The sequence below is a fragment of the Microbacterium sp. genome, from assembly GCF_040394595.1.
Lineage (GTDB): Bacteria > Actinomycetota > Actinomycetes > Actinomycetales > Microbacteriaceae > Microbacterium.
The window spans coordinates 312154-336010 of sequence record NZ_JBEBSA010000003.1 but is presented as its reverse complement, the minus strand read 5'-3'; the positions used below and the strand labels follow the sequence as shown (position 1 = coordinate 336010).

Below are 23857 nucleotides of genomic sequence, written 5' to 3'. Positions count from 1 at the left end.
TCACATCACGTTCCCGATGTAGGAGTACTTCACGAAGACCTCTGCCGCGATGCCGGACTCCTCCAGCACGCCCTGCAGCGCGTTCATCATGTAGTTCGAGTCCCAGCCCATGTAGAGATAGCGACCGCCGAGGTGGTCCCACTGGCCCTTCCAGGCCATCTCCTCGTACAGCGGCCCGCCCTGCCGGGCGCTGTAGGCGAGCGCGGCGGGTCGGTCGTCGGTCCAGGCTCGACGGAAGACGCGGTTGAAGAGGTGCTTGACGTCTTTGACCTCCCAGTGCTCGCCGCGGTACTCGACGTAGTCGAACTCACGGTCCCAGCCCGCCGGCCAGCCCCGGCGTCGGACGGCGTCGAGCACGGGCGTCAGCCCGTCGTCGTCGATCTCGGGAAGATCGGGCCGGGCCCAGACGCGCAGGAACGCCTCGGTGAGGTGCACCGTCCGCTCGGAGATGGAGGAGGTGCTCCACGCCGACACGTCGACGAGCGCGCGAGTGCCTGCCACCGTGCTCCGGGCGTAGGCGGTGTCGCGCTTGTCGGGGAAGGAGGCTCCGAAGGTGCGCTCGGCGAGCGGCTGCTCGAGCAGCGTGAGGTTGCCGAGTGTCGGCGCGAGTGCGCGATGGCTGTTCTGCTCGTCCTCGGAGAGGTCGTCCCAGCCCCGCGAGCCGTCGCCCGTCCAGGTGTCGGACGGCACCGCAGGGGCGATGTGGTCCACGTCGAAGCCCGCCACGTCTTCGACGTCGAGGAGACGCCCGAGCACGTATGCGGCGTGCGGCAGCTCCACGTACTTCAGCACGGCGCTGACCCTCTCGTCCGAGGGGGTGATCCGCGCGATCGCGCGCATGAGCGCGTCGGTGCCGGTACGGCGCGCGCGGCAGAGCCGGGCGATGAGGCGTTCGGTCGGCAGGCCGACGACGGCGCGCCGGAGCAGCAGGGTCTGCACCCACTCGAGCGTGCGGATCAGCTCATCGCGCGAGATCGCGCCTCGACGGTGGTCGTGATATGCGCTCATCACCAGCGGGTAGGCGGCCCGTCCGAAGGTGTTGACGAACGCGAGCTGGCGGCGGATGCCGCCGTCCTCCTCGCGGGACGGGTCCAGCAGGGTGCCGTAGATCTCCGCGTACTCCCGCCAGAGCGCGGCATCGGCGGTCAGTCGCTCGGCGCCGACGCGCGGGAACGACTGGCGGAAGGCGGCGTAGACGCCGTGCTCACCGGCGGCCGCGATCTCCCGTCCGGTCGTCATCACCATGAAGTGACGCCAGAAGGCTCCGATGGTCTCGCCCGTGGCTCGCTCGATCGGCAGCCAGTACCGCTGCTCGATCTCTTCCTGCTGAGCATGGGAGAGGCCCATCAGGATGTAGTTGTGGATGAGCTCATGGTCACGCAGCGGCTCACCGGTGGAATTGAGGCTCTCGAAGATCTGCTGAGCGTTCGCGGCGGCGCCGAGGGTGATCGACACATGCTCCAGCCGCTTGAGGCCGGCCCAGATCCGGGCAGCTTCGTCGGCGTGGACCTGGCTGCGGAAGAACGCGTAGTTGTCGTCGAAACGCGACTCCCGGTCGGCGTCGTCGCGCCTGTCGAGCACGACCGACTCGAAGAGGTCCGCCCACGCGTCATGGGGGCGCAGCTTCGTGCGGTCGGGGTCGCCGGGGCGCACCAGGACCCGTGCCAGTTCGGCCGCCATCGCAGGGTCCAGGTCACGCACCGCATGGTGCAGCGCGGCGACGAGCAGCATCAGCGTGGTGATCCGCTGCTGGCCGTCGATCAGGATGAGATCGGCGTCGACGTCCGAGGAATCCTCCGCAGACAGGATCGACCCGATGAAGTGGCGGTGAGAGGAGTCCTCCTCGGCGACGGCGCGGATGTCGGCGAGAAGACGTTCGCACCCGCCGATGTCCCAGCGGTACTGCCGCTGATACACCGGGACGACGATGGTCGTCGCGGGAAGCGAGAGCCATTCGATCGTGTTGACTGCGGTCGCTTCGACGTTGGTAGCCGTGGCCATGACTGGGTGTTGCCTCCGAGACGGCGAGAAGACGTGCCTCGCCGCATCGAGTCTATCCGCGGGTGATTTTCCACGGCTGCGCTCCTCGGCATGTCCCGAATCGGCTGTTAGGCTTACCTAAGTAGGGCCTGTAAAAACTTCGCTGGCCCCTTACGAAAGGACATGACTCGATCATGGGATACATCAAGTCCGCCGCCCTCGAGGACAAGGGATTCGTCATCCTGGACAGCTACAACCAGGAGCTCGACCCCAAGGAGTGGCTCGACGTCGAGTACAACGACTGGAAGTCTTCCGGTGACACCCGCTTCGCGCCGCTCGCGAGCGCGAAGGGCGAGATCGAGTGCAACGGCTTCTGGAACCACAAGCCGCCGCGCACCGACAAGGACGGCGTCTGGATCGACTCGCAGGTCGCCAAGGCCCCGAACCTCGCTCGTCGGGCGCAGGAGCCGGGGGCGAACGTCGGCCGCTGCCGCATCATCGAGCTGCAGCCCACGCCGTACGGCGAGTGCCTCTACAACCTGCACCAGGACGACAACAACCGGCTGAACCCCGACGGCACCGGCTGGGTGGTCCGCGGGTTCTTCAACCTCACCGACGACAAGGACAGCTACTTCGTCCTGCGTGAGAACCGCACCGACCCGAGCATCGAGTACCGCATCGCCCTGCCGGCGGGCGCGCAGCTGATCGTCGACACGCAGCGCCTGTGGCATGCGACGACGCACAACGGCACCGAGCCCCGCTACTGCCTGATCACGTCGTGGACCTCGGGCCCGGAGCTCGACGCCTACATCGAGAAGTACCACGGCACCGACCAGCACACCCAGGTCGAGGTCGCGCAGGACGTGCTCGAGGCCGGCTACGCCGAGCAGGCTCGTCGTGACGCCGCCCGCGCGGCCTACTACGCCGCCAAGGGTCTCCAGGAGAAGCAGGTGATGAGCGAGGCCTGAGCCTCCTCTGTCCCTGAGGGAGCCCCGTTCCCCGGAACGGGGCTCCCTCGTATTACACGCTTGTCATTCCGTCCGTTCTGGGCGATAATCGCCGTATAACCGCATAGTTCGCCACATCCGTGGTTCAGGTCGTAGGGGAAGACGTACCTGATGAAACGGAGAGATCATGGCGACGGGATACGCACGCGGAGTGGTGTACATCCACTCCGCACCTCGCGCGCTCTGCCCGCACCTCGAATGGGCGGTGGGACGCGCTATCGGTCGTGCCGTCAGCTTCGACTGGGACGACCAGCCGGTGCAGCAGGGCACTCGCCGTGCGGAGTTCTACTGGGAGGGAGTCGCCGGGACGGGCGCCGCCCTCGCGACGGCGATCCGCGGCTGGGAGCACCTGCGCTTCGAGATCACCGAGGATCCCACTCCGCGCAGCGACGGCGGACGCTGGCTGCACACGCCCGATCTGGGTATCCACTACGCCCAGACGGACGCGGCCGGCAACATCGTCGTCGGCGAAGACCGGATCCGCTATGCGATGGAGATCGCGGCGGGGAGCATCGAGGAGCTTCAGCGCGAGCTGGACGTCGCACTCGGCGCCGCCTGGGACGAGGAGCTCGAACCGTTCCGTCACGCGAGCGACGACGCCCGCGTGGTGTGGCTGCACAAGGTCGGCTGAGCGCCGCGTCGGACCATCGACATGAAGACCTGCGAGAGAGGCGCGAGTACCGGACTCCGGTGAATCATCCCGGATGCCGAGAAGGCGAATCTCTCGCATACGACAGGAGCCCCCGCGGGGAAGCGGGGGCTCCGTCTCGTCTACGGGAGGTCAGGCGTCGCGGAAGGCCACGACGGCGTTGTGCCCGCCGAACCCGAACGAGTTGCTGATCGCGAGCTGGGGACCGTCGCCGAGCGGCTGAGGCTCGCCGGAGAGCTTGAACGGCACGGCCGGATCCTGCTCGGTCATGTTGATCGTGGGCGGTGCGATGCGATCGCGCAGCGCCAGGATCGTGAACACGGCCTCGAGCGCGCCGGTGCCGCCGAGCAGATGCCCGGTGGACGCCTTGGTGGCGGACACGGGGATGTCGTCAATCCTGTCGCCGAAGACGCGCTTGAGCGCCTCGTACTCATTGGGGTCCCCGACCGGCGTCGACGTGGCGTGGGCGTTGATGTGCGTGACGTCATCCGGCTCCGCGCCGGCCTGTGCCAGCGCCTGCTCGACGGCGCGCGCCGCACCGGCGCCCTCCGGGTCGTTGCCGGTGATGTGGTAAGAGTCCGCCGTGACACCGCCGCCGACGAGATACGCGTAGATCTTCGCCCCGCGGGCCTTGGCGTGCTCCTCGGTCTCGAGCACCAGCGCGGCGCCGCCCTCGCCCATGACGAACCCGTCGCGGTCGATCGCACCGGGCCGCGATGCGCCCTCGGGGTCGTCGTTGCGACGGGAGAGGGCCTGTGCGGACGCGAACGACGCCATGGTGATCGGGTGGATCGCGGACTCCGCGCCGCCGGCGATGACGACGTCGGCGAGGCCGTCCTGGAGGTGCTCGTAGGCGTTCGCGATGGACTCGGTGCTCGAGGCGCAGGCGCTGACGACCGTGCGGGCGAACGCCTTCGCGCCGAAGTGCAGCGACAGGTTGCCGGCGCCGGCGTTCGGCATCAGCATCGGCACGGTCAGGGGCATCACCCGCCGTGGGCCCTTCTCGCGCAGGGTGTCCCAGGCATCGAGGAGCGTCCACACGCCGCCGATCCCGGTCGCCCAGTCGATTCCGAGGCGCTCGGGGGCGACGTCGGGCGACCCCGCGTCCTCCCACGCCTCCCGCGCCGCGATGAGCGCGAACTGCGTCGAGGGGTCGAGGCGCTTCGCCTCGTGGCGCGGCAGTACCTCCTCGGGGCGGACGGATGCCTCGGCGGCGAACTTCACGGGGATCTGGTACGTCTCGATCCACTCGTGGGGCAGCGTGTGCGCGCCGGGCATCCCGGCGAGCAGGTTCGCCCAGTTCTCCGGGGCGGTGCCGCCGAGAGCGGACGTGGCGCCGATGCCGGTGACGACGATGCGCTTGGTCATGGGGTGGTTCCTCCGAGGGTGGTTTGAGGACAGAGGATGCCACGCCCCGCGGGCGCGGGGGTGGCATCCGCAGGTCTTTACTCCTGGCCGGCGACGATGAAGCTGACCGCGTCGCCGACGGTCTTGAGGTTCTTGACCTCGTCGTCAGGAATGGTGACGCCGAACTTCTCCTCGGCGTTGACGACGATCGTCATCATCGAGATCGAGTCGATGTCGAGGTCGTCGGTGAACGACTTCTCCAGCGCGACCTCGGACGCGTCGATGCCGGTCTCGTCGGTGATCAGCTCAGCAAGGCCGGCAAGGACCTCGTCGTTGGTGAGAGCCATTTCTTTCCTCTTTCTTCGGGTGGTTTGGGAACCGTGCAACAGTCTAGGGAACGGGATGCCGTTCTCAGGGGAGGACGACGACCTGTGCGGCGTAGACGAGCCCGGCGCCGAAGCCGATCTGCAGCGCGAGCCCGCCCGACAGCTCCGGGTGCTCTGCGAGAAGGCGGTGGGTGGCCAGGGGGACGGAGGCCGCCGAGGTGTTCCCGGTGGTCTCGATGTCCCGACCGATCACGGTCGTCTCGGGCAGGCCGAGCTGCTTCGCGAACTCGTCGATGATCCGCATGTTGGCCTGATGGGGCACGAAAGCGGCGAGGTCCGAGGCCTCGATCCCCGCGACCTCGAGGGCACGACGCGCGACCTTCGCCATCTCCCAGACGGCCCAGCGGAAGACCTTGGGGCCCTCCTGCCGCAGCGTCGGCCACGGCGCCTTGCCGTCGCGGAACTCCGTCAGCGTGTGGTTCATCCCGACGGCCTCGGCGTTGCTGCCGTCGGAGCCCCAGACCACCGGGGAGATCGCCGGGGTGTCGCTGGGGCCGATCACCGCGGCGCCCGCACCGTCGGCGAGGAGGAACGAGATGCTCCGATCCGTGGGGTCGACGATGTCGGAGAGCTTCTCCGCGCCGATGACCAGCGCGTAGTGGGCGGCCCCCGCGCGGATCAGCGCGTCGGCCTGCGCGACCGCATAGGCGAAACCGGCGCAGGCGGCGTTGGAGTCGTAGGCCGCGGCGGGGTTCGCGCCGACGCGGTCTGCGACGATCGCCGCAGCCGACGGCGTCTGCTTCGGATTGCTGATCGTCGCCACGATCACGAGGTCGATCTGCGACGGGTCGACGCCCGACTTCTCGATGGCCTCCTTGCCGGCGATTGTGGAGAGGTCGATGGCATCGGTCTCGGGCACGGCACGCGTGCGGGTGACGATCCCGGTGCGCTGGCGGATCCACTCGTCGCTCGAGTCGATCGGGCCGATGAGGTCGTCGTTCGGCACCGAGACCTCGCCGCGCGCTGCGCCGTATGCGTAGATGCGGGTGTACTCGGGGCCCTTCGCCTGCGCGAGGATGCCGGTCATGCTGCGTCTCCGTTCAGCAGCGCAACCGCCGCATCGAGGTCTTCGGGGGTCTTCACGGCGACCGTCGGCACTCCGCGCAGGCCGCGCTTGGCGAGCCCCGTCAATGCCCCGGCCGGGGTCAGCTCGATGAGGCCGGTGATGCCGGCGTCGGCGAAGGCGGTCATGCACAGGTCCCAGCGCACCGGCGACGAGACCTGGTCGACCAGGTAGTCGAGCGCCGTGACGCCGGACTCGACGACGGAGCCGTCGCGGTTGGTCCAGAGAGTGATCCGAGGGTCGGCCGACGGCACGCCGCCGACCGCGTCGCGGAGCTGAGCCACGGCAGGAGCCATGAACGAGGTGTGGAAGGCGCCGGCGACCTGCAGCGGGATCACGCGGGTGCCGCGCAGCGGCTCCTCGGCGAGGATCGCGAGAGCGGAGAGCTCCCCGGCCGCGACGATCTGCCCGCCGCCGTTGAAGTTCGCGGGGGAGAGGCCGAGCTCTGCCAGCCGGGCGAGGACGGCCTCCTCGTCACCCCCCAGGACAGCGCTCATGCCGGTCGGGGTCTGCGCCGCCGCGTCCGCCATCGCACGTCCACGGATGCCGACGAGGCGCATCGAGTCCTTCGCGCTCACGACGCCCGCACCCACCAGAGCAGCGAGCTCGCCCACCGAGTGCCCGGCGATGCCGTCGGGGAAACGTCCGGACCGTTCGCGGAGCAGCTTGCCCGCGATGAGCGACGCGGCGACGATCAGCGGCTGCGCGATCCGGGTGTCCCGGATGGCGTCGGCGTCGGACTCGGTGCCGTGCCGGACGAGGTCGACCTCCGCCGCCTCGGAGTAGACGGCCAGCTGCTCGGCGACACCGTCGAACTCGAGCCAGGGGGAGAGGAAGCCGGGGGTCTGGGAGCCCTGTCCAGGGCAGGCGACGACGATCACCTGACTAGTCTGCCAACGATCCGGCGCAATCGGTGGATGAACTCTCACAACAATCGGCGTTTTGCTTGTACGAGATGTGCAACGGCTCGCGGGTGGGACTTAGCGGGCGGTCTGCGTGCGGCGCCCGAGAGGGCGGCGACGCACCGGTTCCGCGTTCCCGATGGAGCCGAGGATGAGAGCCGTCTGCAGGATGAGCGCCTCGCGCGGGCCCGTCGCATCCCAGCCGATCACCTCGCTCACGCGTTTGAGGCGGTATCGCACCGTGTTCGGGTGCACGAACAGCTCCCGCGCGGTGGCTTCGAGGGAGCGTCCGTTGTCGAGATAGCTCCACAGCGTGGTGACGAGGTCGGGGGAGTGCGCCTGCAGCGGTCGGTAGATGCGCTCGATGAGGGTCTGCTTGGCGAGGCCGTCGCCTGCGAGGGCACGCTCGGGGAGCAGGTCGTCTGCCTCCACGGGACGGGGGGCGCCGCGCCAGGCCCGGGCGACGGCGAAGCCCGCCAGCGCCGCACGGGCGCTCTGCCCGGCATCGACCAGTGCGGCGACCGGAGGGCCGAGCACGACGTATCCCGGCCCGAAAGAGGGCTCGAGGCGCTGGGCGATCTCGTCGAAGGGAAGCTCGTCGTCGCTCTCCTCGCGTCCGGGGAGCCGTGCCCGCCCGACGACGAGCACGAGCCGCGACCCCTGCATACCGACGAGCACGTCGACCGCGAGCTTCCGCGCCGTGCGGCGCACCTGATCGACGTCGAACTGGGGAGGGGTGGTGCCGACGATCACGCAGACCTCGCCGTGCCCATGCCAGCCGAGCGCCGCGATCCTGCTCGGCAGCTCCTCGTCGGCCTCGCCCGTGAGGATCGAGTCGACCACGAGCGCCTCGAGTCGGGCGTCCCACAGTCCGCGCGACTCCGCGGCCCGCGCGTAGACGTCCGCGGCGGCGAAGGCCACGTCGCGCGAGTAGAGCAGGATCGCCTCGCGGAGGTCGTTGTTCTTCCCCGCGACGCGCTCTTCCGTGACGTCGACGGTCACGCGGATGAGCTGGAGCGTCTGCTGCAGGCTCACGCTGCGGAGCAGCTCGCGGGGCGCGGCGGCGAAGATGTCGGCGGCGATCCAGGGGGTCGAGGTCGGGTCGTCGAACCACTGGATGAAAGAGGTGATGCCGGCCTGCGCCACCAGCCCGACGGCGGAGCGTCGGGCCGGCGGCATGTCGGCGTACCAGGGCAGCGAGTCCTCGAGCCGCTTGATCGTGGCCGTCGCGAGGTCGCCCGAGATGCGACGCAGCCAGGCGAGCGTTGCGGCCTTGTCAGCCGGCGATTGAGGAGTCGCTGTCACGCGGGGCTCAGCTCTCGCCGCCCGCGTTCCCGCTGGTGCCGGCGTTCACGTCGTGCAGGCGGTACTTCTCGATCGCCTGGGCGATGAGCCCGCGGTCGATCCGTCCATCGTCTGCGAGCGCCTGGAGGGCGCGCACGACCATGGAGGGGCCGTCGATCTTGAAGAAACGCCGAGCCGCGGCGCGGGTGTCCGAGAAGCCGAAGCCGTCGGCGCCGAGCGTGTAGAAGCGGTTCGGCACCCACGGGCGGATCTGATCCTGCACGGCGTGCATGAAGTCGCTCACCGCCACGACGGGGCCTTCGGCGCCCTGCAGCTTCTGCGTGAGATAGGCGGTGCGCGGCTCGGCCTCCGGATGCAGGAAGTTGTGCTCGTCGGCGGCGAGGCCGTCGCGGCGCAGTTCTGTCCACGATGTGACCGACCACACGTCGGCGTTCACGCCCCAGTCGTCACGCAGCAGCTGCTGGGCCTCGAGCGCCCACGGCACGCCGACGCCCGACGCGAAGAGCTGTGCCTTCGGTCCGTCGCCGGTGCCCTCGGAGATCCGGTGCAGACCGCGGACGATGCCGTCCACGTCGACGCCCTCGGGCTCGGCGGGCTGGACGAGGGGCTCGTTGTACACCGTGAGGTAGTACATGACGTTCGGGTCCTCGTGCTCCCCGCCGTACATGCGGTCGAGTCCGTCGCGCACGATGTGCGCGATCTCGTAACCGTACGCCGGGTCGTAGGAGACGGTCGCCGGGTTCGTCGCCGACAGCAGGTGCGAGTGTCCGTCGGCGTGCTGCAGACCCTCACCGGTGAGCGTGGTGCGCCCCGCGGTGGCCCCGATGATGAAGCCGCGCGCCATCTGGTCCCCGGCTGCCCACTGGGCGTCACCGGTGCGCTGGAACCCGAACATCGAATAGAAGATGTAGATCGGGATCAGCGGCTCCCCATGCGTGGCGTACGAGGTGCCGGCAGCGGTGAACGCCGCGAGCGCTCCGGCCTCGTTGATGCCGACGTGGACGATCTGCCCCTGCGGGCTCTCCTTGTACGCCAGCAGCAGCTCGCGGTCGACCGAGGTGTAGTGCTGCCCGTTCGGGTTGTAGATCTTCGCCGTCGGGAAGTACGCGTCCATGCCGAACGTGCGCGCCTCGTCGGGGATGATCGGCACGATCCGGTTGCCGAAGTCCTTCGACCTCAGCAGGTCCTTGAGCAGGCGGACGAACGCCATGGTGGTGGCGACCTCCTGCGTGCCGGAGCCCTTCTTGGGCAGCGCGTATGCGGAGTCGTCCGGGAGGGAGATCGGCACGTGCGTGGTGCGGCGCTCGGGCAGGAAGCCGCCGAGCGAGCGACGGCGCTCGAGCATGTACTGGATCGTCTCGTCCTGGGCGCCCGGGTTGTAGTACGGCGGCAGGTAGGGGTTCTCCTCGAGCTGCGCGTCCGTGATCGGGATCTGCATCGTGTCGCGGAAGGTCTTGAGGTTCTCCAGCGTCATCTTCTTCATCTGGTGGGTCGCGTTGCGGCCCTCGAAGTGCGGTCCGAGCCCGTAGCCCTTGACCGTCTTCGCGAGGATCACGGTCGGCTGGCCCTTGTGCTCCATCGCCGCCTTGTATGCGGCGTAGACCTTGCGGTAGTCGTGCCCACCGCGGCGAAGGTGCCAGATCTGGTCGTCGGTGTAGTCCTTCACCAGGGCGGCGGCGCGCTCGTCGCGTCCGAAGAAGTTCTCCCGGATGTAGGCGCCCGACTCGGCCTTGTACGTCTGGTAGTCGCCGTCCGGCGTGACGTTCATGATGTTCAGCAGGGCGTTGTCGGAGTCCCGGGCGAGCAGGTCGTCCCACTCCCGACCCCAGACGACCTTGATGACGTTCCAGCCCGCGCCGCGGAAGAACGACTCGAGCTCCTGGATGATCTTGCCGTTGCCGCGCACCGGCCCGTCGAGACGCTGCAGGTTGCAGTTGATGACGAAGGTGAGGTTGTCGAGGCCCTCGTTCGCCGCCACCTGGAGCTGTCCGCGGCTCTCGATCTCATCCATCTCGCCGTCGCCCAGGAAGGCCCAGACGTGCGAGTCGGAGGTGTCCTTGATCCCACGGTTCGCGAGGTACTTGTTGGACATCGCCTGGTAGATCGCGTTGATCGGGCCGAGGCCCATCGACACGGTCGGGAACTGCCAGTACTCCGGCATCAGGCGGGGGTGCGGGTAGGAGGGCAGCGCGTGCGGCGCGTGCGACTTCTCCTGCCGGAAGCCGTCGAGGTCGTCCTCGCTCAGGCGTCCCTCGAGGAAGGAACGGGCGTAGATGCCGGGGGAGGCGTGGCCCTGGATGAAGACCTGGTCGCCGCCGGTCTCGTGGTCCTGGCCGCGGAAGAAGTGGTTGAAGCCCACCTCGTACAGGGACGCGGCAGAGGCGTAGGTGGAGATGTGCCCGCCGACGCCGATGCCCGGGCGCTGCGCGCGGTGCACCGTGACCGCGGCGTTCCAGCGGATCCAGTGCCGGTAGCGGCGCTCGACCTCTTCCTCTCCCGGGAACTCCGGCTCGTTCTCCGGAGCGATGGTGTTGATGTAGTCGGTGGTGGGCACCATCGGCACGCCGAGGTGCAGATCCTTCGAGCGCTTGAGCAGGCTGAGCATGATCTCCCGCCCGCGGCCGTGGCCCTTGGCCTCGACAAGCTCATCGAGCGACTGCTGCCACTCGCCGGTCTCTTCCGGGTCGCTGTCGAGCGGCCCCTGCGAGTACGGATCCTGATCGTGAACGGTCACGGGGAACCTTTCGTCGTGATGGCAGATCATGCCAAAGGATTCGGGATGCCGCGTCGGGAGCCTTGTCGGCCCTGCACAACACGCACTGTGCTCAGCCTATCCCTGTTCCTCCGGCCGGGCGCACGTCGGGACCTTGCGCGTCGGGTGGATAGACTGCACTGTCGCGGGCCTTTAGCTCAGTTGGTTAGAGCATCTGGTTTACACCCAGAGGGTCGGGGGTTCGAGTCCCTCAGGGCCCACCCCGAACGAGGAGCTGCACCGTGTCAACGCCCGCATCTTCCGCGCGCTGCCCCTGCGGGAGCGGCGAGGTCTTCGGCTCCTGCTGCGGTCCGCTGATCGGAGGAGGGGCCGCGCCGACGGCGGAGCGGCTGATGCGCTCCCGGTTCACCGCCTTCTCGATCGGCGACGCCGCCTATCTGCTGAGCTCCTGGCACCCGTCGACGCGTCCTGCCGCGCTCGAGCTCGAGGAGGACGTCCGCTGGCTGTGGCTCGAGGTGCGGGAGACGGTCGCTGGCGGCCCCTTCGACCGCGAGGGCGTCGTCGCCTTCACCGCCGTGTACCGCGACGCCGGCGGTCGCGGGGAGCTGCGGGAGCGCAGCCGGTTCGTCCGCGACGACCGCACCTGGGCGTACGTCGACGGAGAGATCGGCTGAGCGAGGCGCTCGGCGCTCGGCTAGGTTGGGAACCGTGAACGCCACTCCCGAAGACCAGCGCGCACTGCTCGACCTCGCCGACCTCGACCGGCGGATCGCGCGGGCCCAGCACGCCGCGAAGAATCCGCCGCAGGCCGCCCGCGTCATCGAGCTGACAGCGCAGCGTCAGGAACAGCTCCGCGAGCTGACCGAGCTTTCGGGAGTCCGCGATGACCGTGCCGCGGAGCTCTCCCGTATCGAGTCGGACGTCGTCCTCGCCGAGCAGCGTCGCGCCCGTGATGCGGACCGGCTCCAGACGGTGACCAGCCCCAAGGACGCCGTCGCCCTGGAACAGGAGATCGCCGCGCTCGGCCAGCGCCTGAGCGCTCTCGAGGACATGCAGCTCGAGGCGATGGGCGCCGTCGAGGACGCAGAGGCCTCGGTCGCGACGCAGCAGGCGCTGATCGATGCCACGACGTCGGAGGGCGCCGACCTCAGCCGTCACGCGAAGGAGCACATCGCGCAGTCGACCGCAGAGGCCGAGCAACTCGGCCGCGACCGTGCCGCCGTCGCCGCGCAGATCCCCGATGCCCTGGTCTCCGACTACGACAGGCGGGCCGTGCGGATCTTCCCGGCCGCCGCGCTTCTCCGCGCCGGCACCTGCGAGGGGTGCCGGATGGTGCTCTCCGGCACCGACCTCACCGAGATCCGTCGCCAGCCGGCCGACGCACTGGTCTCCTGCCCCGAATGCGGCGGGATCCTCGTCCGCACCGAGGAGTCCGGTCTCTGAGAGGGCACCGGACTCCGGGGCTCACATCTCCTCGTGCGTCGCGGGATCGGCGCCGAAGAGACGGCCGTCCTTCCGGCCCAGGCCGGTGATCCTCTCGACCTCCTCCTCGGACAGGCCGAGGTCGTTCGCCGCGAGGTTCTCGCGCTGATGGCCCGGATCCGCGGCCTTCGGGATGGCGACGACCCCTCGCGCACGGTGCCAGGCGAGCACGACCTGCACGGGAGAGGCGCCGTGCGCCGCGGCGATGTCGATGATCGCCGGCTCCGTGAGCACCGCCTGCGCGCGTCCGATCGGACTCCACGCCTCCGTGAGGATGCCCTGCTCGCGGTGATAGGCGAGCGCGTCGATCTGCGGGAAGTGCGGGTGGAGCTCGATCTGGTTGACGACGGGCCGCACGCCCGTGGCATCCTCGATGCGCTCCAGATGCTCCGGCAGGAAGTTCGAGACGCCGATCTGGCGGACGACTCCGCGCTCACGGGCGTCGACGAGAGCCCGCCAGGCCTCCACATACCGGTCCTCACCGGGGTTCGGCCAGTGGATCAGGACGAGGTCGATGGCCTCGACGCCGAGCCGGAAACGGCTCTCCTCGATGGCGGTGCGGGCGCGCTCGGCGGCGTGGTGCCGTCCGGCGAGCTTCGTGGTCACGATCAGCTCGGCGGGATCGATCGCGGCGCCCGCGACGCCCCAGCCCACCGCCCCCTCGTTCTCGTAGTTGAACGCGGTGTCGATCAGCCGGTAGCCCTGCTCGATTCCGCTGCGCACGGCGTCGGCTCCGGATTCCCCGCGCAGGTTGTAGGTGCCGAGTCCCTGAGGCGGCAGGGCGAACCCGTTGTGGGCGGTGAAAGCGGAAAGCTCGGTCATGGCGACTCCCTCCGAAGGCTTCCTCCAGGCTAGCCCCGACGGTGCCGGGCAGGGGTGGTCCATGACGCCCGACTACGATGGGTGCAGTGAGCAGCAAGCCCAGCGCAGTCCTGTGGGACATGGACGGAACCCTCGTCGACACCGAGCCGTATTGGATGGCGGCGGAGACCGAGCTCGTCGGCTCGTTCGGAGGCACGTGGACGCATGACGACGCCCTGAAGCTCGTCGGCAGCGGCCTCCTCGACAGCGCGGCGATCCTGCAGGAAGTCGGGGTCGACATGGAGCGCCAGGCGATCGTCGACCACCTCACGGATGAGGTCGCGGGCAGGCTGCGCACGCTCGGCGTCCCCTTCAGGCCGGGCGCTCGCGAGCTGCTGGCCGACCTGCGCGCCGCCGGGATCCCGACGGCGCTCGTCACGATGTCGCTCCGCAGGATGGCGCTCAGCGTCGTGGAGCTGATCGACTTCCCGGCATTCGACCTCGTGGTCGCGGGCGACGACGTGTCGAGGCCGAAGCCGCATCCCGAGCCGTACCTGCACGCCGCGGGCCTTCTCGAGATCGACATCGCCGACGCCGTCGTGATCGAGGACTCCCGCACGGGCGTCGCCGCCGGCGTGGCGTCCGGAGCGGTGACCCTCGGCGTTCCGCACATCATCCCGCTCGACGGCCAGGGAGCACACGAACTCTGGCCGACGCTCGAGGGACGCTCCGCCACGGACCTCGTCGAGCTCCACTCCCGTCACACCTCGGAGGCCGTCCGATGAACGCTCAGCGCCCCAGCGGTCCTTTCCGCGAGGGGGACCGCGTGCAGCTCACCGGTCCCAAGGGGAAGCTGCACACCACGACACTCCGCGCCGACGGCGAGCTGCACACCCACCACGGCGTGCTGCGGCACTCCGACCTCATCGGGCAGCCGGATGGATCGGTGGTCACCAACAGCGCCGGACATGAGTACCTCGCGCTGCGGCCGCTCCTGCGCGACTTCGCGATGTCGATGCCCCGAGGCGCCGCGATCGTGTACCCGAAGGACGCCGCGCAGATCGTGATGCAGGCCGACATCTTCCCCGGGGCCACCGTCGTCGAGGCTGGAGTGGGCTCCGGCGCGCTCTCGCTCGCGCTCCTCCGCGCGATCGGCCAGGACGGCTCGCTCGTCTCGTTCGAGAGGCGGGAGGACTTCGCAGAGGTCGCCCGCGCGAACGTCGCGACCTTCTTCGGCGCGACGCCGCCGAGCTGGAACGTGATCGTCGGCGATCTCGCAGAGGAGCTGCCCGCGGCGTTCGAGCCGGCCACGGTCGACCGCGTGGTGCTCGACATGCTGGCGCCGTGGGAGTGCATGGACGTCGTCGCCGAGGCGCTGACACCCGGGGGAGTCGTGATCTGCTACATCGCCACGGCGACGCAGCTCTCCCGGGTCGCCGAGTACATCCGCGCGACGGGACTGTTCACCGACCCCGAGGCGTCCGAGACGATGGTGCGCGGATGGCACGTGGAGGGCCTCGCAGTGCGCCCCGACCACCGGATGGTCGCGCACACCGGGTTCCTCCTCACGGCCCGACGGCTCGCACCGGGGGCCGTGCCTCCCGAGGTCCGTCGTCGCGCGTCGAAGAGCAGCTACACCGATGAAGACGTCGAGCTGTGGACCCCCGGCGCCGTCGGCGACCGCGAGATCACGGACAAGAACCTCCGCAAGCGGGTCCGCGACGCGCAGAAGGCTGCAGACGGCGCGCGACTGGCCGCGTCGTCGCGCGAAGCCGACGGGGCGAGTGAATAGACTGGAGCGCGTGCGTAAGACGTCCGCTGCCCTCGCTGCCCTCGCCCTCACCGCTGTCGTGCTGACCGGATGCTCGGCCGCGCCGACATTCGCGGGTGCCTCCTGCGATCGAACGGATGCCGCGAACGGCATCGACCAGGCGGTGACGGTCAAGGGCGATCTGGGCGCCAAGCTCGACGTCAAGGTCGATGCGCCGACGAAGTCCGACAAGGTCTCCTTCCATGACGCGATCGTCGGCAAGGGGACCGTGGTCACCGAACCGGGCCAGGTTCTGCGGGCCAATCTGTCGGTCTACAGCGGCAAGTCCGGGGAGTACGTCGGGAGCACCGGTGACCGCCTCTGGACCACCGCCCTCCTCGAGCAGTCGTTCCCCGGCATCAAGAAGGCCCTCGCCTGCGTCACCGGTGGCAGCCGGGTCGTCGGGGCCGTTCCGGGGAAGGATCTCGGCGCCGCGATCGCGCAGGTCGGGCTCACGGAAGACGACACGATGGTCTTCGTGGCCGACGTCACCGGCACGATGCTGCCGCACGCGGACGGCTCTCCGGTGTTCAACGACGCCCGCGGTGTGCCGACCGTGGTCCGCGGTGAGGGCGGCCGACCGGGGATCATCATCCCGGATGCCGAACAGCCGACCAAGGAAGTCGTCCAGACCCTCATCGATGGCTCCGGTCAGGCTGTAGGCAGCGAGATGCCGGTCTTCGCGTACACCGCGGTGAACTGGGACACGCCCCGGGACGTCGCATCGTCGACGTGGGACACCGCTCCCGAGACCGACCTCACGAAGGTGCCCGAGGACGTGGCCAAGGCGATCACCGGGGCCAAGGTCGGATCGCAGCTGCTCGTCGTCACGCCCGGCGCCAAGGACAAGAGCGCCGTGGCCTACGTCGTCGACATCCTCGGAACGGTGCCCTCGGGGAAGTGATGGCGGCGCGGATCCCGGCCGAGGAGCGCCTGACGAATCTCGTCGTGGCGCTGATGGCCACGCAGATCGGCCTGACCAAGCAGCAGATCCTCGACAGCGTCTCCGGTTACCGTCAGCGCGCCGATGCCGGTGTGAAGCCGGACGCTCTCGAGAAGATGTTCGAACGCGACAAGGACGATCTGCGCGCCCTCGGGGTGCCGATCGAGACGATCGGCGATGCAGCGGATCCCAACGACTTCCGCGAAGCCCGTTATCGCATCCCCCAGGCGGAGTACGACCTGCCGAACGACATCGAGTTCACGCCTGCCGAGCTCGCCGTGCTGCGGCTCGCGGGCAGCGTGTGGAGCGCCGAGTCCGTCTCGGCCGACGCGCAGGCGGGTGTGCGGAAGATCCGTGCCCTCGGCATCGACGGTGACGAGCCGATCATCGGATTCGCACCGCGGGCGACGGCGAGCGACGCCTCGTTCGGCCGGCTGCAGGAAGGGATCGAACGCAGCCGCGTGGTGACGTTCGACTACCTGAAGCCGGGGGAGGACACCCCGACCCATCGCCGGGTGCAGCCGCTCACCCTGATCGACTACGAGGCACGCTGGCACGTCTACGGGATCGACATCGATGCGGACGGAGCCCGCACCTTCCTGCTGAGCAGGATCGTGTCGGACGTCAAGGTCACGTCCCGTGCCTTCGACCCCGCGCTGCGCGAGGGCGCGGCGGAGAGCGCGGCGGCCGGGCTGGCGGCCGTCGCCGCCGAGCACGTCGCCCTGCTCGAGGTCACTCCCGGAACCGAGGCCGCTCTGCGTCTCGGTCGGCGGGCGGAGCCGGAGACGCAGGGGATCCGCGTCCACTACGTCGACCGTCACATCCTCGCCGACGAGCTGGCGTCGTACGGGCCCGAGGTCCGTGTCGTCGAACCGGCTGATCTGCGCGACGCCGTGATCGCGCGCCTGCGCGGCGTCGTCGAGGCGCACCCGGAGGAGGGGACGGGATGAGCACCGCTCCGAAGAAGCCCCTGCTCGCCGCCGATCGCGTGCGGCTCTATCTCACGCTCGTGCCGTACCTGCTCGAACGGGGGCAGGTGTCGCTCGCCGAGGCAGCGTCCGAGTTCGGCGTCGGCACCGCCGAGATGCGCTCGATGGTCGAGAAGCTCACCGTCATCGGCCTTCCGGGCGAGAACGGGTTCTGGCAGCAGCCGCAGGAGATGTTCGACATCGACTGGGATCTGCTCGACCAGCAGGACATCATCGAGATCACCAACGACGTGGCGCTCCGTCGTGTGCCGCGGTTCACGGCGCGTGAGGCGTCCGCGCTCCTCGCCGGTCTCCAGCTCGTCGCCGCGGTTCCCGCGGTGTCCGAGTCGGGGCTGGTCGCGGGGCTCATCGCCAAACTCTCCCGCGGGGCGGTCGACGCCCCCGCTGACGTCGTGATCGCACCGCGCGAGGTCGGTGAAGTGCAGTCGGTCGTGTCGCGGGCGCTGCAGGACGGCGTGGCGGTCTCGTTCACCTACCGTGCTCCGGACGCCGAGCCGACCGTCCGCACCGTCGACCCGATGCAGATCCTGATCACGAACGGCCAGTGGTACCTGCAGGGCTGGTGCCACCTGCGCGAGGCGATGCGCACGTTCCACCTCGACCGGGTCAGCGAGCCGGCGCTGACCGACATCCCCATCACCCATCGCGAGGAGCGGATGCCCGACACCCTGGGCAAGGAGTCTCCGTCGGGCGAGGTGCTGATCAGGGTTCCGGCGCGGCTGGTGCGCATGCTCGGCGGCTTCTCCGTCGAGGTGGTCGAGGAGACCGACGAGACGGTGACCCTGAGGCTGGGCATCGCCGACCCGCGAGGGGTCAAACGGGTCGCGGCCCGGTTCGGGGGCGCCGTGGAGGTGATGGATCCCGGGATCGCGCGTTCGACCACGCGGGCGTGGGCACAGGCCGGACTCGACCTGTATTGTGCCCCGGACGGCACTCCGCTCGGTTAGACTGACAACGAGACAACCCTTTGTGAGGAGCAATCCATGGGCAATCTGTTCGCAGGACCACACCTGTGGATCATTCTGATCATCATTCTTCTTCTCTTCGGCGCGGCGAAGCTGCCGGCGCTGGCGAAGAGCCTCGGCCAGTCCGCTCGTGCCTTCAAGGGTGAGATGAAAGCGATGAAGGAAGACGACGTGACCCCGGAGGAGACCCCGGGCGCCACCGGCACCACGACGTCGAGCACTGCGGCCCCGGCGACCGAGCAGGACACACCGCCGCGTAGTTCCTAAGCCGTGACCGAGCTGGATTCCGCTCCGCAGGCGATGAGCAAGCGCGAGCGGCGGATGTCGCTCGGTGCGCACCTCAAAGAGCTGCGCAATCGGTTCCTGATCGCTGTGATCGGAATCGTCATCGGCATGGTGATCGCGTTCCTCGTCACCGAGCCGATCATCCATTTCATCACCGAGCCGATCCGCATCATCGACAAGCAGCGCGGAGACGACTTCGCGAAGCTGGTCTTCTCGGGCATCGGCACCGCTTTCAACCTGAGGCTACGCATCGCGTTCGCGATCGGGTTGCTGCTGTCCGCGCCGATCTGGCTGTGGCAGATCTGGGCGTTCATCATGCCCGGTCTGACTCGCAAGGAGATCAAGTACACGATCGCCTTCGTGTCGGCTGCGGTGCCGCTGTTCTTCGCAGGCGCCTACGTCGCCATCCTGGTGGCGCCGCACGTCATCCAGGTCATGTCGAACTTCGTGCCCGAAGGCGGCGTGAACTTCTTCGATGCGTCGAGCTACTACGACTTCATCTTCAAGTTCGTCATCGTGATCGGCATCTCCTTCGTGCTCCCGGTCTTCATGGTCGCCCTCAACCTCGCGGGAGTGATCAGCGGCAAGGCGATCGTGAAGGGATGGCGGATCGCCGTCATCGTCTCGGCGGTCTTCGCCGCGATCGCGACGCCGGCTGCGGACATCTTCTCGATGTTCATGCTCGGCGGCATCCTGATCGTGCTCTACATGGCGGCGGGACTGCTCTCCATGCTGTTCGACCGGCGCAAGAGGAAGCGCCAGCTCGCCGACGGCACGCTGTTCGAAGAATCGCCATGACGTCACCCGCCGACCGTTACGCTGCGGCGCACGGCCGTCGGGATCACCCGCAGACGGCGGAGTTCGCCGCCAGGCAGCGGTTCGAACTCGATCCGTTCCAGCTCGAGGCCTGTGGTGCCGTGGAACGGGGCAGCAGTGTGCTCGTCGCGGCGCCCACCGGGGCGGGCAAGACCATCGTCGGCGAGTTCGCGATCCACATGGCGATGCGCACGGCGGGGGAGAAGGCGTTCTACACGACGCCGATGAAGGCCCTGTCGAACCAGAAGTACCGTGAGCTGGTCGACGTCTACGGGGCCGACCAGGTGGGGCTGCTCACCGGCGACACGAACATCAACGGCGACGCGCGCGTCGTCGTGATGACCACCGAGGTCCTGCGGAACATGCTCTACGCGGAGTCGGGCGCCCTCCGCGGGCTTCGCTACGTCGTGATGGACGAGGTGCACTACCTGGCCGACCGCTTCCGCGGCCCGGTCTGGGAGGAGGTCATCCTGCACCTCCCGCCGTCGGTGCGGCTCATCGCCCTCAGCGCGACGGTGTCGAACGCCGAGGAGTTCGGGGACTGGCTCGACACCGTCCGCGGCGACACAGAGGTGATCGTGTCGGAGACGCGGCCCGTCCCTCTCGAACAGCACGTCCTGGTGCGAGACGACCTGCTGCCGCTGTTCGACGACCGCGCGGGCATCGCCACGGCGCAGGTGAACCAGGAGCTCATGCGGATCCGCTCCTTCACGGGATCCCGGTACGACGACAACCGGCGCGTCCAGAGCTACCGCAGCGATCGGCACGCCGGGCGGGAGGCGAAGCGCCCGCAGCGCGGAGGGAGGCGCCCGGTGCGCTCCTCGAACGTCCGTCGCATCGAGCGGATGGACCGGCCCGATGTGATCCGGCTGCTGGAGCACGCGAACCTGCTCCCCGCGGTGTTCTTCATCTTCAGCCGGGTCGGCTGCGATGCGGCGGTGCAGCAGGTGAGGAGGTCGGGGCTGCGCTTGACCAGTTCGGAGGAGCGCGCGGAGATCCGTGCGACGGTGGATGAGCTCACCCGGTCGCTCCAGGACGAGGATCTGGACGTGCTCGGCTTCTGGCAGTGGCGCGACGATCTCGAACGCGGAGTGGCCTCCCACCACGCCGGTCTGCTCCCGGCTTTCAAAGAGGTCGTCGAGGAGCTGTTCCAGCGGAAGCTCCTCAAAGCGGTGTTCGCGACCGAGACGCTCGCTCTCGGGATCAACATGCCGGCACGAACTGTCGTGCTCGAGAAGCTGGAGAAGTTCAACGGCGAGGCACGCGTCGCGATCACGTCGGGGGAGTACACCCAGCTCACCGGCCGAGCCGGCCGGCGGGGGATCGACGTCGAAGGCCATGCCGTCGTCCAGTGGACGGAGGGCATGGACCCGCAGGCCGTCGCCGCCCTCGCGTCCCGGCGCACCTACCCGCTCAACTCGAGCTTCCGACCGACCTACAACATGGCGGTGAACCTGATCGACCGCTTCGGCCGGCACCGGGCGCGGGAGATCCTCGAATCGTCCTTCGCGCAGTTCCAGGCCGATCGTGCCGTCGTCGGCCTGGCGCGCAAGGTCCGCGAGGCGGAGGCGTCGCTCGACGGCTATCTCACGTCGATGACCTGCGAGCACGGCGATTTCGCAGAGTACGCGGGCATTCGCCGTGAGCTGAGCGATCTCGAGAAGAAGCACCGCCAAGACGGGAACGCGCCGCGGCAGGCACGGGACAAGAGACTGAAGAAGATCCAGAGTCTCCGCACCAGGATGCAGCGGCATCCCTGCCACAATTGCCCGGATCGCGAGGCGCACGCGCGCTGGGCCGAACGCTACTGGAAGCTCAAACGGGACACCGACCGCGTCCGCAGACAGATCGAGACCCGGACGGGCAGCGTGGCGCGGATGTTCGACCGCGTCCTTGAAGTGCTCGAGACGGTCGGGTACGTCACCGGGGAGGGCAGCGATCTCGCCCTGACCGATGCAGGCCGCACGATGCGGCGCATCTACGGAGAGCGGGATCTGCTCGTCGCCGAGTCCCTCAGGCACGGCCTCTGGACTCCGTTGGACGCTCCGTCGCTGGCAGCGATGGCCTGCTGCCTCGTCTACGAGCCCCGCCGTGATGAGCAGAACGCGGGGGAGCGGGGGCTGCCGCGGGGCGCCTTCCGCATCGCCTACGAGAAGACCGCACAGCTCTGGGCGGAGCTCGACGATCTTGAGCACGACCATGGGCTCCCCGGCACCGAGCCGCTGGCTCCGGGTCTGGGAGCGGCGATGCACGCCTGGGCCCGCGGAGGCTCTCTCGACCGGGTGCTGATCGAGGCGGACATGGCGGCCGGTGACTTCGTTCGCTGGGCGAAGCAGACGATCGACCTGCTCGACCAGCTGTCGGTCACATCCTCGGACCCGGCGCTGGCGCGGACCGCGAGGCGGGCTCTCGACGGTGTGCGGCGCGGCATCGTCGCGTACTCGGGCGTGTAGGACGTGATGACGGAGAAGAACGCGCGGATCCGCCCGCGCCCGTTGCTGCCCCTCTGGCTCGCGGTCGTCCTCGCCGCCGCCTCCGGCGGCCTCATGAGGCTCTCGTTCCCGGCGCCGGCCGTGTGGGTGCTCGTCTTCCCCGCCCTCGCGCTCCTCTTCGTCGCATTGATCGGACGCCGGGTCGGTGGCGCTCTGCTCGTGGGTCTGATCTACGGTGTGGTGTTCTTCGCGCTGCTCGTCGCCTGGACGGCGCGGTACCTCGGGCCGATCCCGTGGTCGGCGCTCTCCGCGCTCGAGGCGATGCTCACGGCGATCGCGCTGATCCCGATCGCCTTGGCCTACCGATGGATCCCGCGGGCGCTTCCACGGGCGCGGACCATCGTGCTTCCGCTGGTCGTCGGCGCCCTCTGGACCGGACAGGAGATCTTCCTCGGGTCATGGCCGTACGGGGGATTCCCCTGGGCGCGGCTGGGCATGACCCAGTCGGAGAGCCCGCTCGCTCCGGTCGCGTCGTGGACGGGCGTGAGCGGTCTGAGCTTCGTGATGGTCGTGTGCGTCGCACTCGTCATCGAGCTGGTGCGCGATCGTGCCTGGCGCCGGCCGCTCCGGATCGCTGCGCCGGTCGTGCTGATCGCGGCGATGCTCCTCCTGCCGCAGTTCCCCACTGCTGCGTCGGGGGAGATGCGGATCGGCGCCGTGCAGGGAAACGGGCCGACCGGATACTTCGACGAACGCAAGGAGTACGCCGTCATCGACGCGCAGCTCGAGGCGACGGCCCCCCTCGTCGACGATGATCTCGACCTCGTGGTCTGGCCGGAGGGCTCGGTCGACTACGATCCGTTCCAGGATGCGGCGACTGCACGAATGCTCACACGGGTCGTGAATCGCATCGGGGCGCCCCTGCTCCTGGACGCGGCCACCCAGCGCGGTGACGACATCTTCAACACCTCGATGCTCTGGACCGCGGAAGGCACAGCCGACCAGTTGCACGACAAGAGGCACCCCGTGCCGTTCGGAGAGTACGTTCCGGACCGCGCCTTCTACAATGCGATCGCGCCCGACCTCATCGGGCTGCTGCAGCGCGAGTACACCCCGGGCGCCAATCCGCCGTTGATGAAGGTCGGCGATGTGCGGATCGGTCTCGCGATCTGCTTCGACGTGATCTACGACGAAGTGCTCCGCGAGGGAGTCGCCGGCGGGGCACAGCTGCTGGTGTTCCAGACGAACAACGCCGACTTCCGGGGCACCGACGAGAACCTCCAGCAGCTCGCCTTCGCACGGATGCGGGCGATCGAGGCGGGGCGGAGCGTCGTCAACATCTCGACCGTCGGCACCAGCCAGATCATCCGCCCAGACGGGTCGACGCAGTCGTCGCTGAACGCAGATGAGGCCGGAGCGCTGCGCGACGATGTCGCACTGCGTTCCGGCCTCACGGCGGGGATCCTACTGGGCCCGTGGATCCAGCAGCTGCTGCTGTGGGGCGGGCTGGCGACGCTCGCGGTCAGCGGGCTGCGGACACGGCGTCGCCGCTGATCAGGCGCCGATCTTCTGGCGCGTGGGGTCGTCACCGGCGCCGCGGCGGGCCCGGACGTACGCGAGACGCTCCTCCAGGAGCTCCTCGAGCTCGGCGCGGCTGCGGCGCTCGAGCAGCATGTCCCAGTGCGTGCGCGCGGCCTTCTCGTCGTCGGCGTCCACCGAGACGGACTTGCCGTCGACCTGGAGCACGGCCTCTGCTCCGCAGGAGCGGCACTCCCAGGTCTGCGGCGGCTCGGCGTCGGCCGAGAACATGAGTGTGGTCTCGTGTCCGCATGCCGCGCACGCGTACGTGGTGGCACGGCGCTCCATGAAGACGACGCCCTCTTCGCTCTGCAGGCTCTGGGCGCCGAGTCGGATGCCGCGAAGGCTGCGATCTGCCATTGTGTGGTCCTCTCGTCGCTGTCAGGTATAACGTCGCAGCCTGT

General features: G+C 69.1%; 22 protein-coding genes and 1 tRNA gene. 14 read left to right on the top strand and 9 right to left on the bottom strand.

Annotated elements, in window-relative coordinates:
* A complete protein-coding gene (locus ABWO84_RS06785) occupies positions 1–2001 on the bottom strand; it encodes a GmrSD restriction endonuclease domain-containing protein (RefSeq protein WP_353113750.1) in 2001 nt (666 codons plus the stop codon).
* A gap of 173 nt (positions 2002–2174) precedes the next feature.
* Here ABWO84_RS06785 and ABWO84_RS06780 point away from each other — a divergent pair, with 173 nt between their 5' ends.
* Together ABWO84_RS06780 and ABWO84_RS06775 are read left to right on the top strand one after the other, a co-directional pair.
* Entirely contained in the window at positions 2175–2948 is a 774-nt protein-coding gene (locus tag ABWO84_RS06780; RefSeq protein WP_353113749.1) for a hypothetical protein, read from the top strand.
* A 166-nt stretch (positions 2949–3114) separates the two neighbouring features.
* Complete coding sequence (locus ABWO84_RS06775; protein WP_353113748.1) at positions 3115–3618, top strand: DUF3145 domain-containing protein; 504 nt, start codon at positions 3115–3117, stop codon at positions 3616–3618.
* 150 nt (positions 3619–3768) lie between these two features.
* Here ABWO84_RS06775 and ABWO84_RS06770 read toward each other — a convergent pair whose 3' ends face one another.
* From ABWO84_RS06770 to aceE, 6 genes are all read right to left on the bottom strand, one after another.
* Positions 3769–5004, bottom strand: a complete 1236-nt coding sequence (locus ABWO84_RS06770) for a beta-ketoacyl-[acyl-carrier-protein] synthase family protein (protein WP_353113747.1) — start codon at positions 5002–5004, stop codon at positions 3769–3771.
* A gap of 77 nt (positions 5005–5081) precedes the next feature.
* Positions 5082–5330: an acyl carrier protein gene (locus tag ABWO84_RS06765; RefSeq protein WP_353113746.1), complete on the bottom strand. Its 249-nt coding sequence runs from the start codon at positions 5328–5330 to the stop codon at positions 5082–5084.
* Positions 5331–5394: 64 nt separating this feature from the next.
* The gene (locus tag ABWO84_RS06760) at positions 5395–6396 is read right to left on the bottom strand and encodes a beta-ketoacyl-ACP synthase III (RefSeq protein WP_353113745.1); all 1002 of its coding nucleotides are present in this window, start codon (positions 6394–6396) and stop codon (positions 5395–5397) included.
* Positions 6393–7313 (bottom strand): ACP S-malonyltransferase, encoded by a 921-nt coding sequence (locus tag ABWO84_RS06755; RefSeq protein WP_353113744.1) that lies wholly within the window; start codon positions 7311–7313, stop codon positions 6393–6395. Before ABWO84_RS06755 ends, ABWO84_RS06760 begins: the two co-directional genes overlap by 4 nt.
* 99 nt (positions 7314–7412) lie before the next feature.
* Complete coding sequence (locus ABWO84_RS06750; protein WP_353113743.1) at positions 7413–8639, bottom strand: PucR family transcriptional regulator; 1227 nt, start codon at positions 8637–8639, stop codon at positions 7413–7415.
* A 7-nt stretch (positions 8640–8646) separates the two neighbouring features.
* Positions 8647–11373: a pyruvate dehydrogenase (acetyl-transferring), homodimeric type gene (gene aceE / locus ABWO84_RS06745; protein ID WP_353113742.1), complete on the bottom strand. Its 2727-nt coding sequence runs from the start codon at positions 11371–11373 to the stop codon at positions 8647–8649.
* A gap of 165 nt (positions 11374–11538) precedes the next feature.
* Here aceE and ABWO84_RS06740 point away from each other — a divergent pair.
* From ABWO84_RS06740 to ABWO84_RS06730, 3 genes are all read left to right on the top strand, one after another.
* A tRNA-Val gene (locus ABWO84_RS06740) sits at positions 11539–11612 on the top strand.
* Between the two features lie 21 nt (positions 11613–11633).
* A complete protein-coding gene (locus ABWO84_RS06735; protein WP_353113741.1) occupies positions 11634–12026 on the top strand; it encodes a YchJ family protein in 393 nt (130 codons plus the stop codon).
* A 34-nt stretch (positions 12027–12060) separates the two neighbouring features.
* The gene (locus ABWO84_RS06730) at positions 12061–12795 is read left to right on the top strand and encodes a zinc ribbon domain-containing protein (protein ID WP_353113740.1); all 735 of its coding nucleotides are present in this window, start codon (positions 12061–12063) and stop codon (positions 12793–12795) included.
* Positions 12796–12816: 21 nt separating this feature from the next.
* Here ABWO84_RS06730 and ABWO84_RS06725 read toward each other — a convergent pair whose 3' ends face one another.
* The gene (locus tag ABWO84_RS06725; RefSeq protein ID WP_353113739.1) at positions 12817–13656 is read right to left on the bottom strand and encodes an aldo/keto reductase; all 840 of its coding nucleotides are present in this window, start codon (positions 13654–13656) and stop codon (positions 12817–12819) included.
* Positions 13657–13733: 77 nt separating this feature from the next.
* On the opposite strand from ABWO84_RS06725, the gene ABWO84_RS06720 reads away from it, so the two are divergent.
* From ABWO84_RS06720 to lnt, 9 genes are read left to right on the top strand one after another with little or no spacing between them, the layout of a single operon-like run.
* Positions 13734–14420, top strand: coding sequence for an HAD family hydrolase (locus ABWO84_RS06720; RefSeq protein ID WP_502915394.1), 687 nt, complete (start codon positions 13734–13736; stop codon positions 14418–14420).
* Complete coding sequence (locus tag ABWO84_RS06715) at positions 14417–15427, top strand: tRNA (adenine-N1)-methyltransferase (protein WP_353113737.1); 1011 nt, start codon at positions 14417–14419, stop codon at positions 15425–15427. Before ABWO84_RS06720 ends, ABWO84_RS06715 begins: the two co-directional genes overlap by 4 nt.
* Positions 15428–15437: 10 nt before the next feature.
* Positions 15438–16349, top strand: coding sequence for a hypothetical protein (locus tag ABWO84_RS06710; RefSeq protein ID WP_353113736.1), 912 nt, complete (start codon positions 15438–15440; stop codon positions 16347–16349).
* Positions 16349–17338 (top strand): helix-turn-helix transcriptional regulator, encoded by a 990-nt coding sequence (locus ABWO84_RS06705; protein WP_353113735.1) that lies wholly within the window; start codon positions 16349–16351, stop codon positions 17336–17338. The genes ABWO84_RS06710 and ABWO84_RS06705 overlap by 1 nt, the downstream gene beginning before the upstream one ends.
* Complete coding sequence (locus tag ABWO84_RS06700) at positions 17335–18324, top strand: helix-turn-helix transcriptional regulator (RefSeq protein ID WP_353113734.1); 990 nt, start codon at positions 17335–17337, stop codon at positions 18322–18324. Before ABWO84_RS06705 ends, ABWO84_RS06700 begins: the two co-directional genes overlap by 4 nt.
* A 36-nt stretch (positions 18325–18360) precedes the next feature.
* A complete protein-coding gene (gene tatA, locus ABWO84_RS06695; protein ID WP_353113733.1) occupies positions 18361–18609 on the top strand; it encodes a twin-arginine translocase TatA/TatE family subunit in 249 nt (82 codons plus the stop codon).
* Between the two features lie 54 nt (positions 18610–18663).
* Complete coding sequence (tatC, locus tag ABWO84_RS06690; protein WP_353113771.1) at positions 18664–19425, top strand: twin-arginine translocase subunit TatC; 762 nt, start codon at positions 18664–18666, stop codon at positions 19423–19425.
* Entirely contained in the window at positions 19422–21896 is a 2475-nt protein-coding gene (locus ABWO84_RS06685; protein ID WP_353113732.1) for a DEAD/DEAH box helicase, read from the top strand. Before tatC ends, ABWO84_RS06685 begins: the two co-directional genes overlap by 4 nt.
* A gap of 6 nt (positions 21897–21902) precedes the next feature.
* On the top strand, positions 21903–23429 hold the full coding sequence (lnt, locus tag ABWO84_RS06680) for an apolipoprotein N-acyltransferase (protein ID WP_353113731.1): 1527 nt from the start codon (positions 21903–21905) through the stop codon (positions 23427–23429).
* On the opposite strand, the gene ABWO84_RS06675 is transcribed toward lnt, so the two are convergent.
* Positions 23430–23813, bottom strand: coding sequence for an RNA polymerase-binding protein RbpA (locus ABWO84_RS06675; RefSeq protein WP_353113730.1), 384 nt, complete (start codon positions 23811–23813; stop codon positions 23430–23432).
* Positions 23814–23857: the final 44 nt, after the last annotated feature.

Bases quoted from the DNA above. Each gene is read 5' to 3' on its own strand.
- ABWO84_RS06675 (WP_353113730.1), bottom strand. From the start codon at position 23,813: ATGGCAGATCGCAGCCTTCGCGGCATCCGACTCGGCGCCCAGAGCCTG.
- ABWO84_RS06685 (WP_353113732.1), top strand. From the start codon at position 19,422: ATGACGTCACCCGCCGACCGTTACGCTGCGGCGCACGGCCGTCGGGAT.
- ABWO84_RS06775 (WP_353113748.1), top strand. From the start codon at position 3,115: ATGGCGACGGGATACGCACGCGGAGTGGTGTACATCCACTCCGCACCT.
- ABWO84_RS06760 (WP_353113745.1), bottom strand. From the start codon at position 6,396: ATGACCGGCATCCTCGCGCAGGCGAAGGGCCCCGAGTACACCCGCATC.
- ABWO84_RS06725 (WP_353113739.1), bottom strand. From the start codon at position 13,656: ATGACCGAGCTTTCCGCTTTCACCGCCCACAACGGGTTCGCCCTGCCG.
- ABWO84_RS06765 (WP_353113746.1), bottom strand. From the start codon at position 5,330: ATGGCTCTCACCAACGACGAGGTCCTTGCCGGCCTTGCTGAGCTGATC.
- ABWO84_RS06770 (WP_353113747.1), bottom strand. From the start codon at position 5,004: ATGACCAAGCGCATCGTCGTCACCGGCATCGGCGCCACGTCCGCTCTC.
- lnt (WP_353113731.1), top strand. From the start codon at position 21,903: ATGACGGAGAAGAACGCGCGGATCCGCCCGCGCCCGTTGCTGCCCCTC.
- ABWO84_RS06785 (WP_353113750.1), bottom strand. From the start codon at position 2,001: ATGGCCACGGCTACCAACGTCGAAGCGACCGCAGTCAACACGATCGAA.
- ABWO84_RS06715 (WP_353113737.1), top strand. From the start codon at position 14,417: ATGAACGCTCAGCGCCCCAGCGGTCCTTTCCGCGAGGGGGACCGCGTG.
- tatC (WP_353113771.1), top strand. From the start codon at position 18,664: ATGTCGCTCGGTGCGCACCTCAAAGAGCTGCGCAATCGGTTCCTGATC.
- tatA (WP_353113733.1), top strand. From the start codon at position 18,361: ATGGGCAATCTGTTCGCAGGACCACACCTGTGGATCATTCTGATCATC.
- ABWO84_RS06720 (WP_502915394.1), top strand. From the start codon at position 13,734: ATGGGTGCAGTGAGCAGCAAGCCCAGCGCAGTCCTGTGGGACATGGAC.
- ABWO84_RS06700 (WP_353113734.1), top strand. From the start codon at position 17,335: ATGAGCACCGCTCCGAAGAAGCCCCTGCTCGCCGCCGATCGCGTGCGG.
- ABWO84_RS06780 (WP_353113749.1), top strand. From the start codon at position 2,175: ATGGGATACATCAAGTCCGCCGCCCTCGAGGACAAGGGATTCGTCATC.
- ABWO84_RS06705 (WP_353113735.1), top strand. From the start codon at position 16,349: ATGGCGGCGCGGATCCCGGCCGAGGAGCGCCTGACGAATCTCGTCGTG.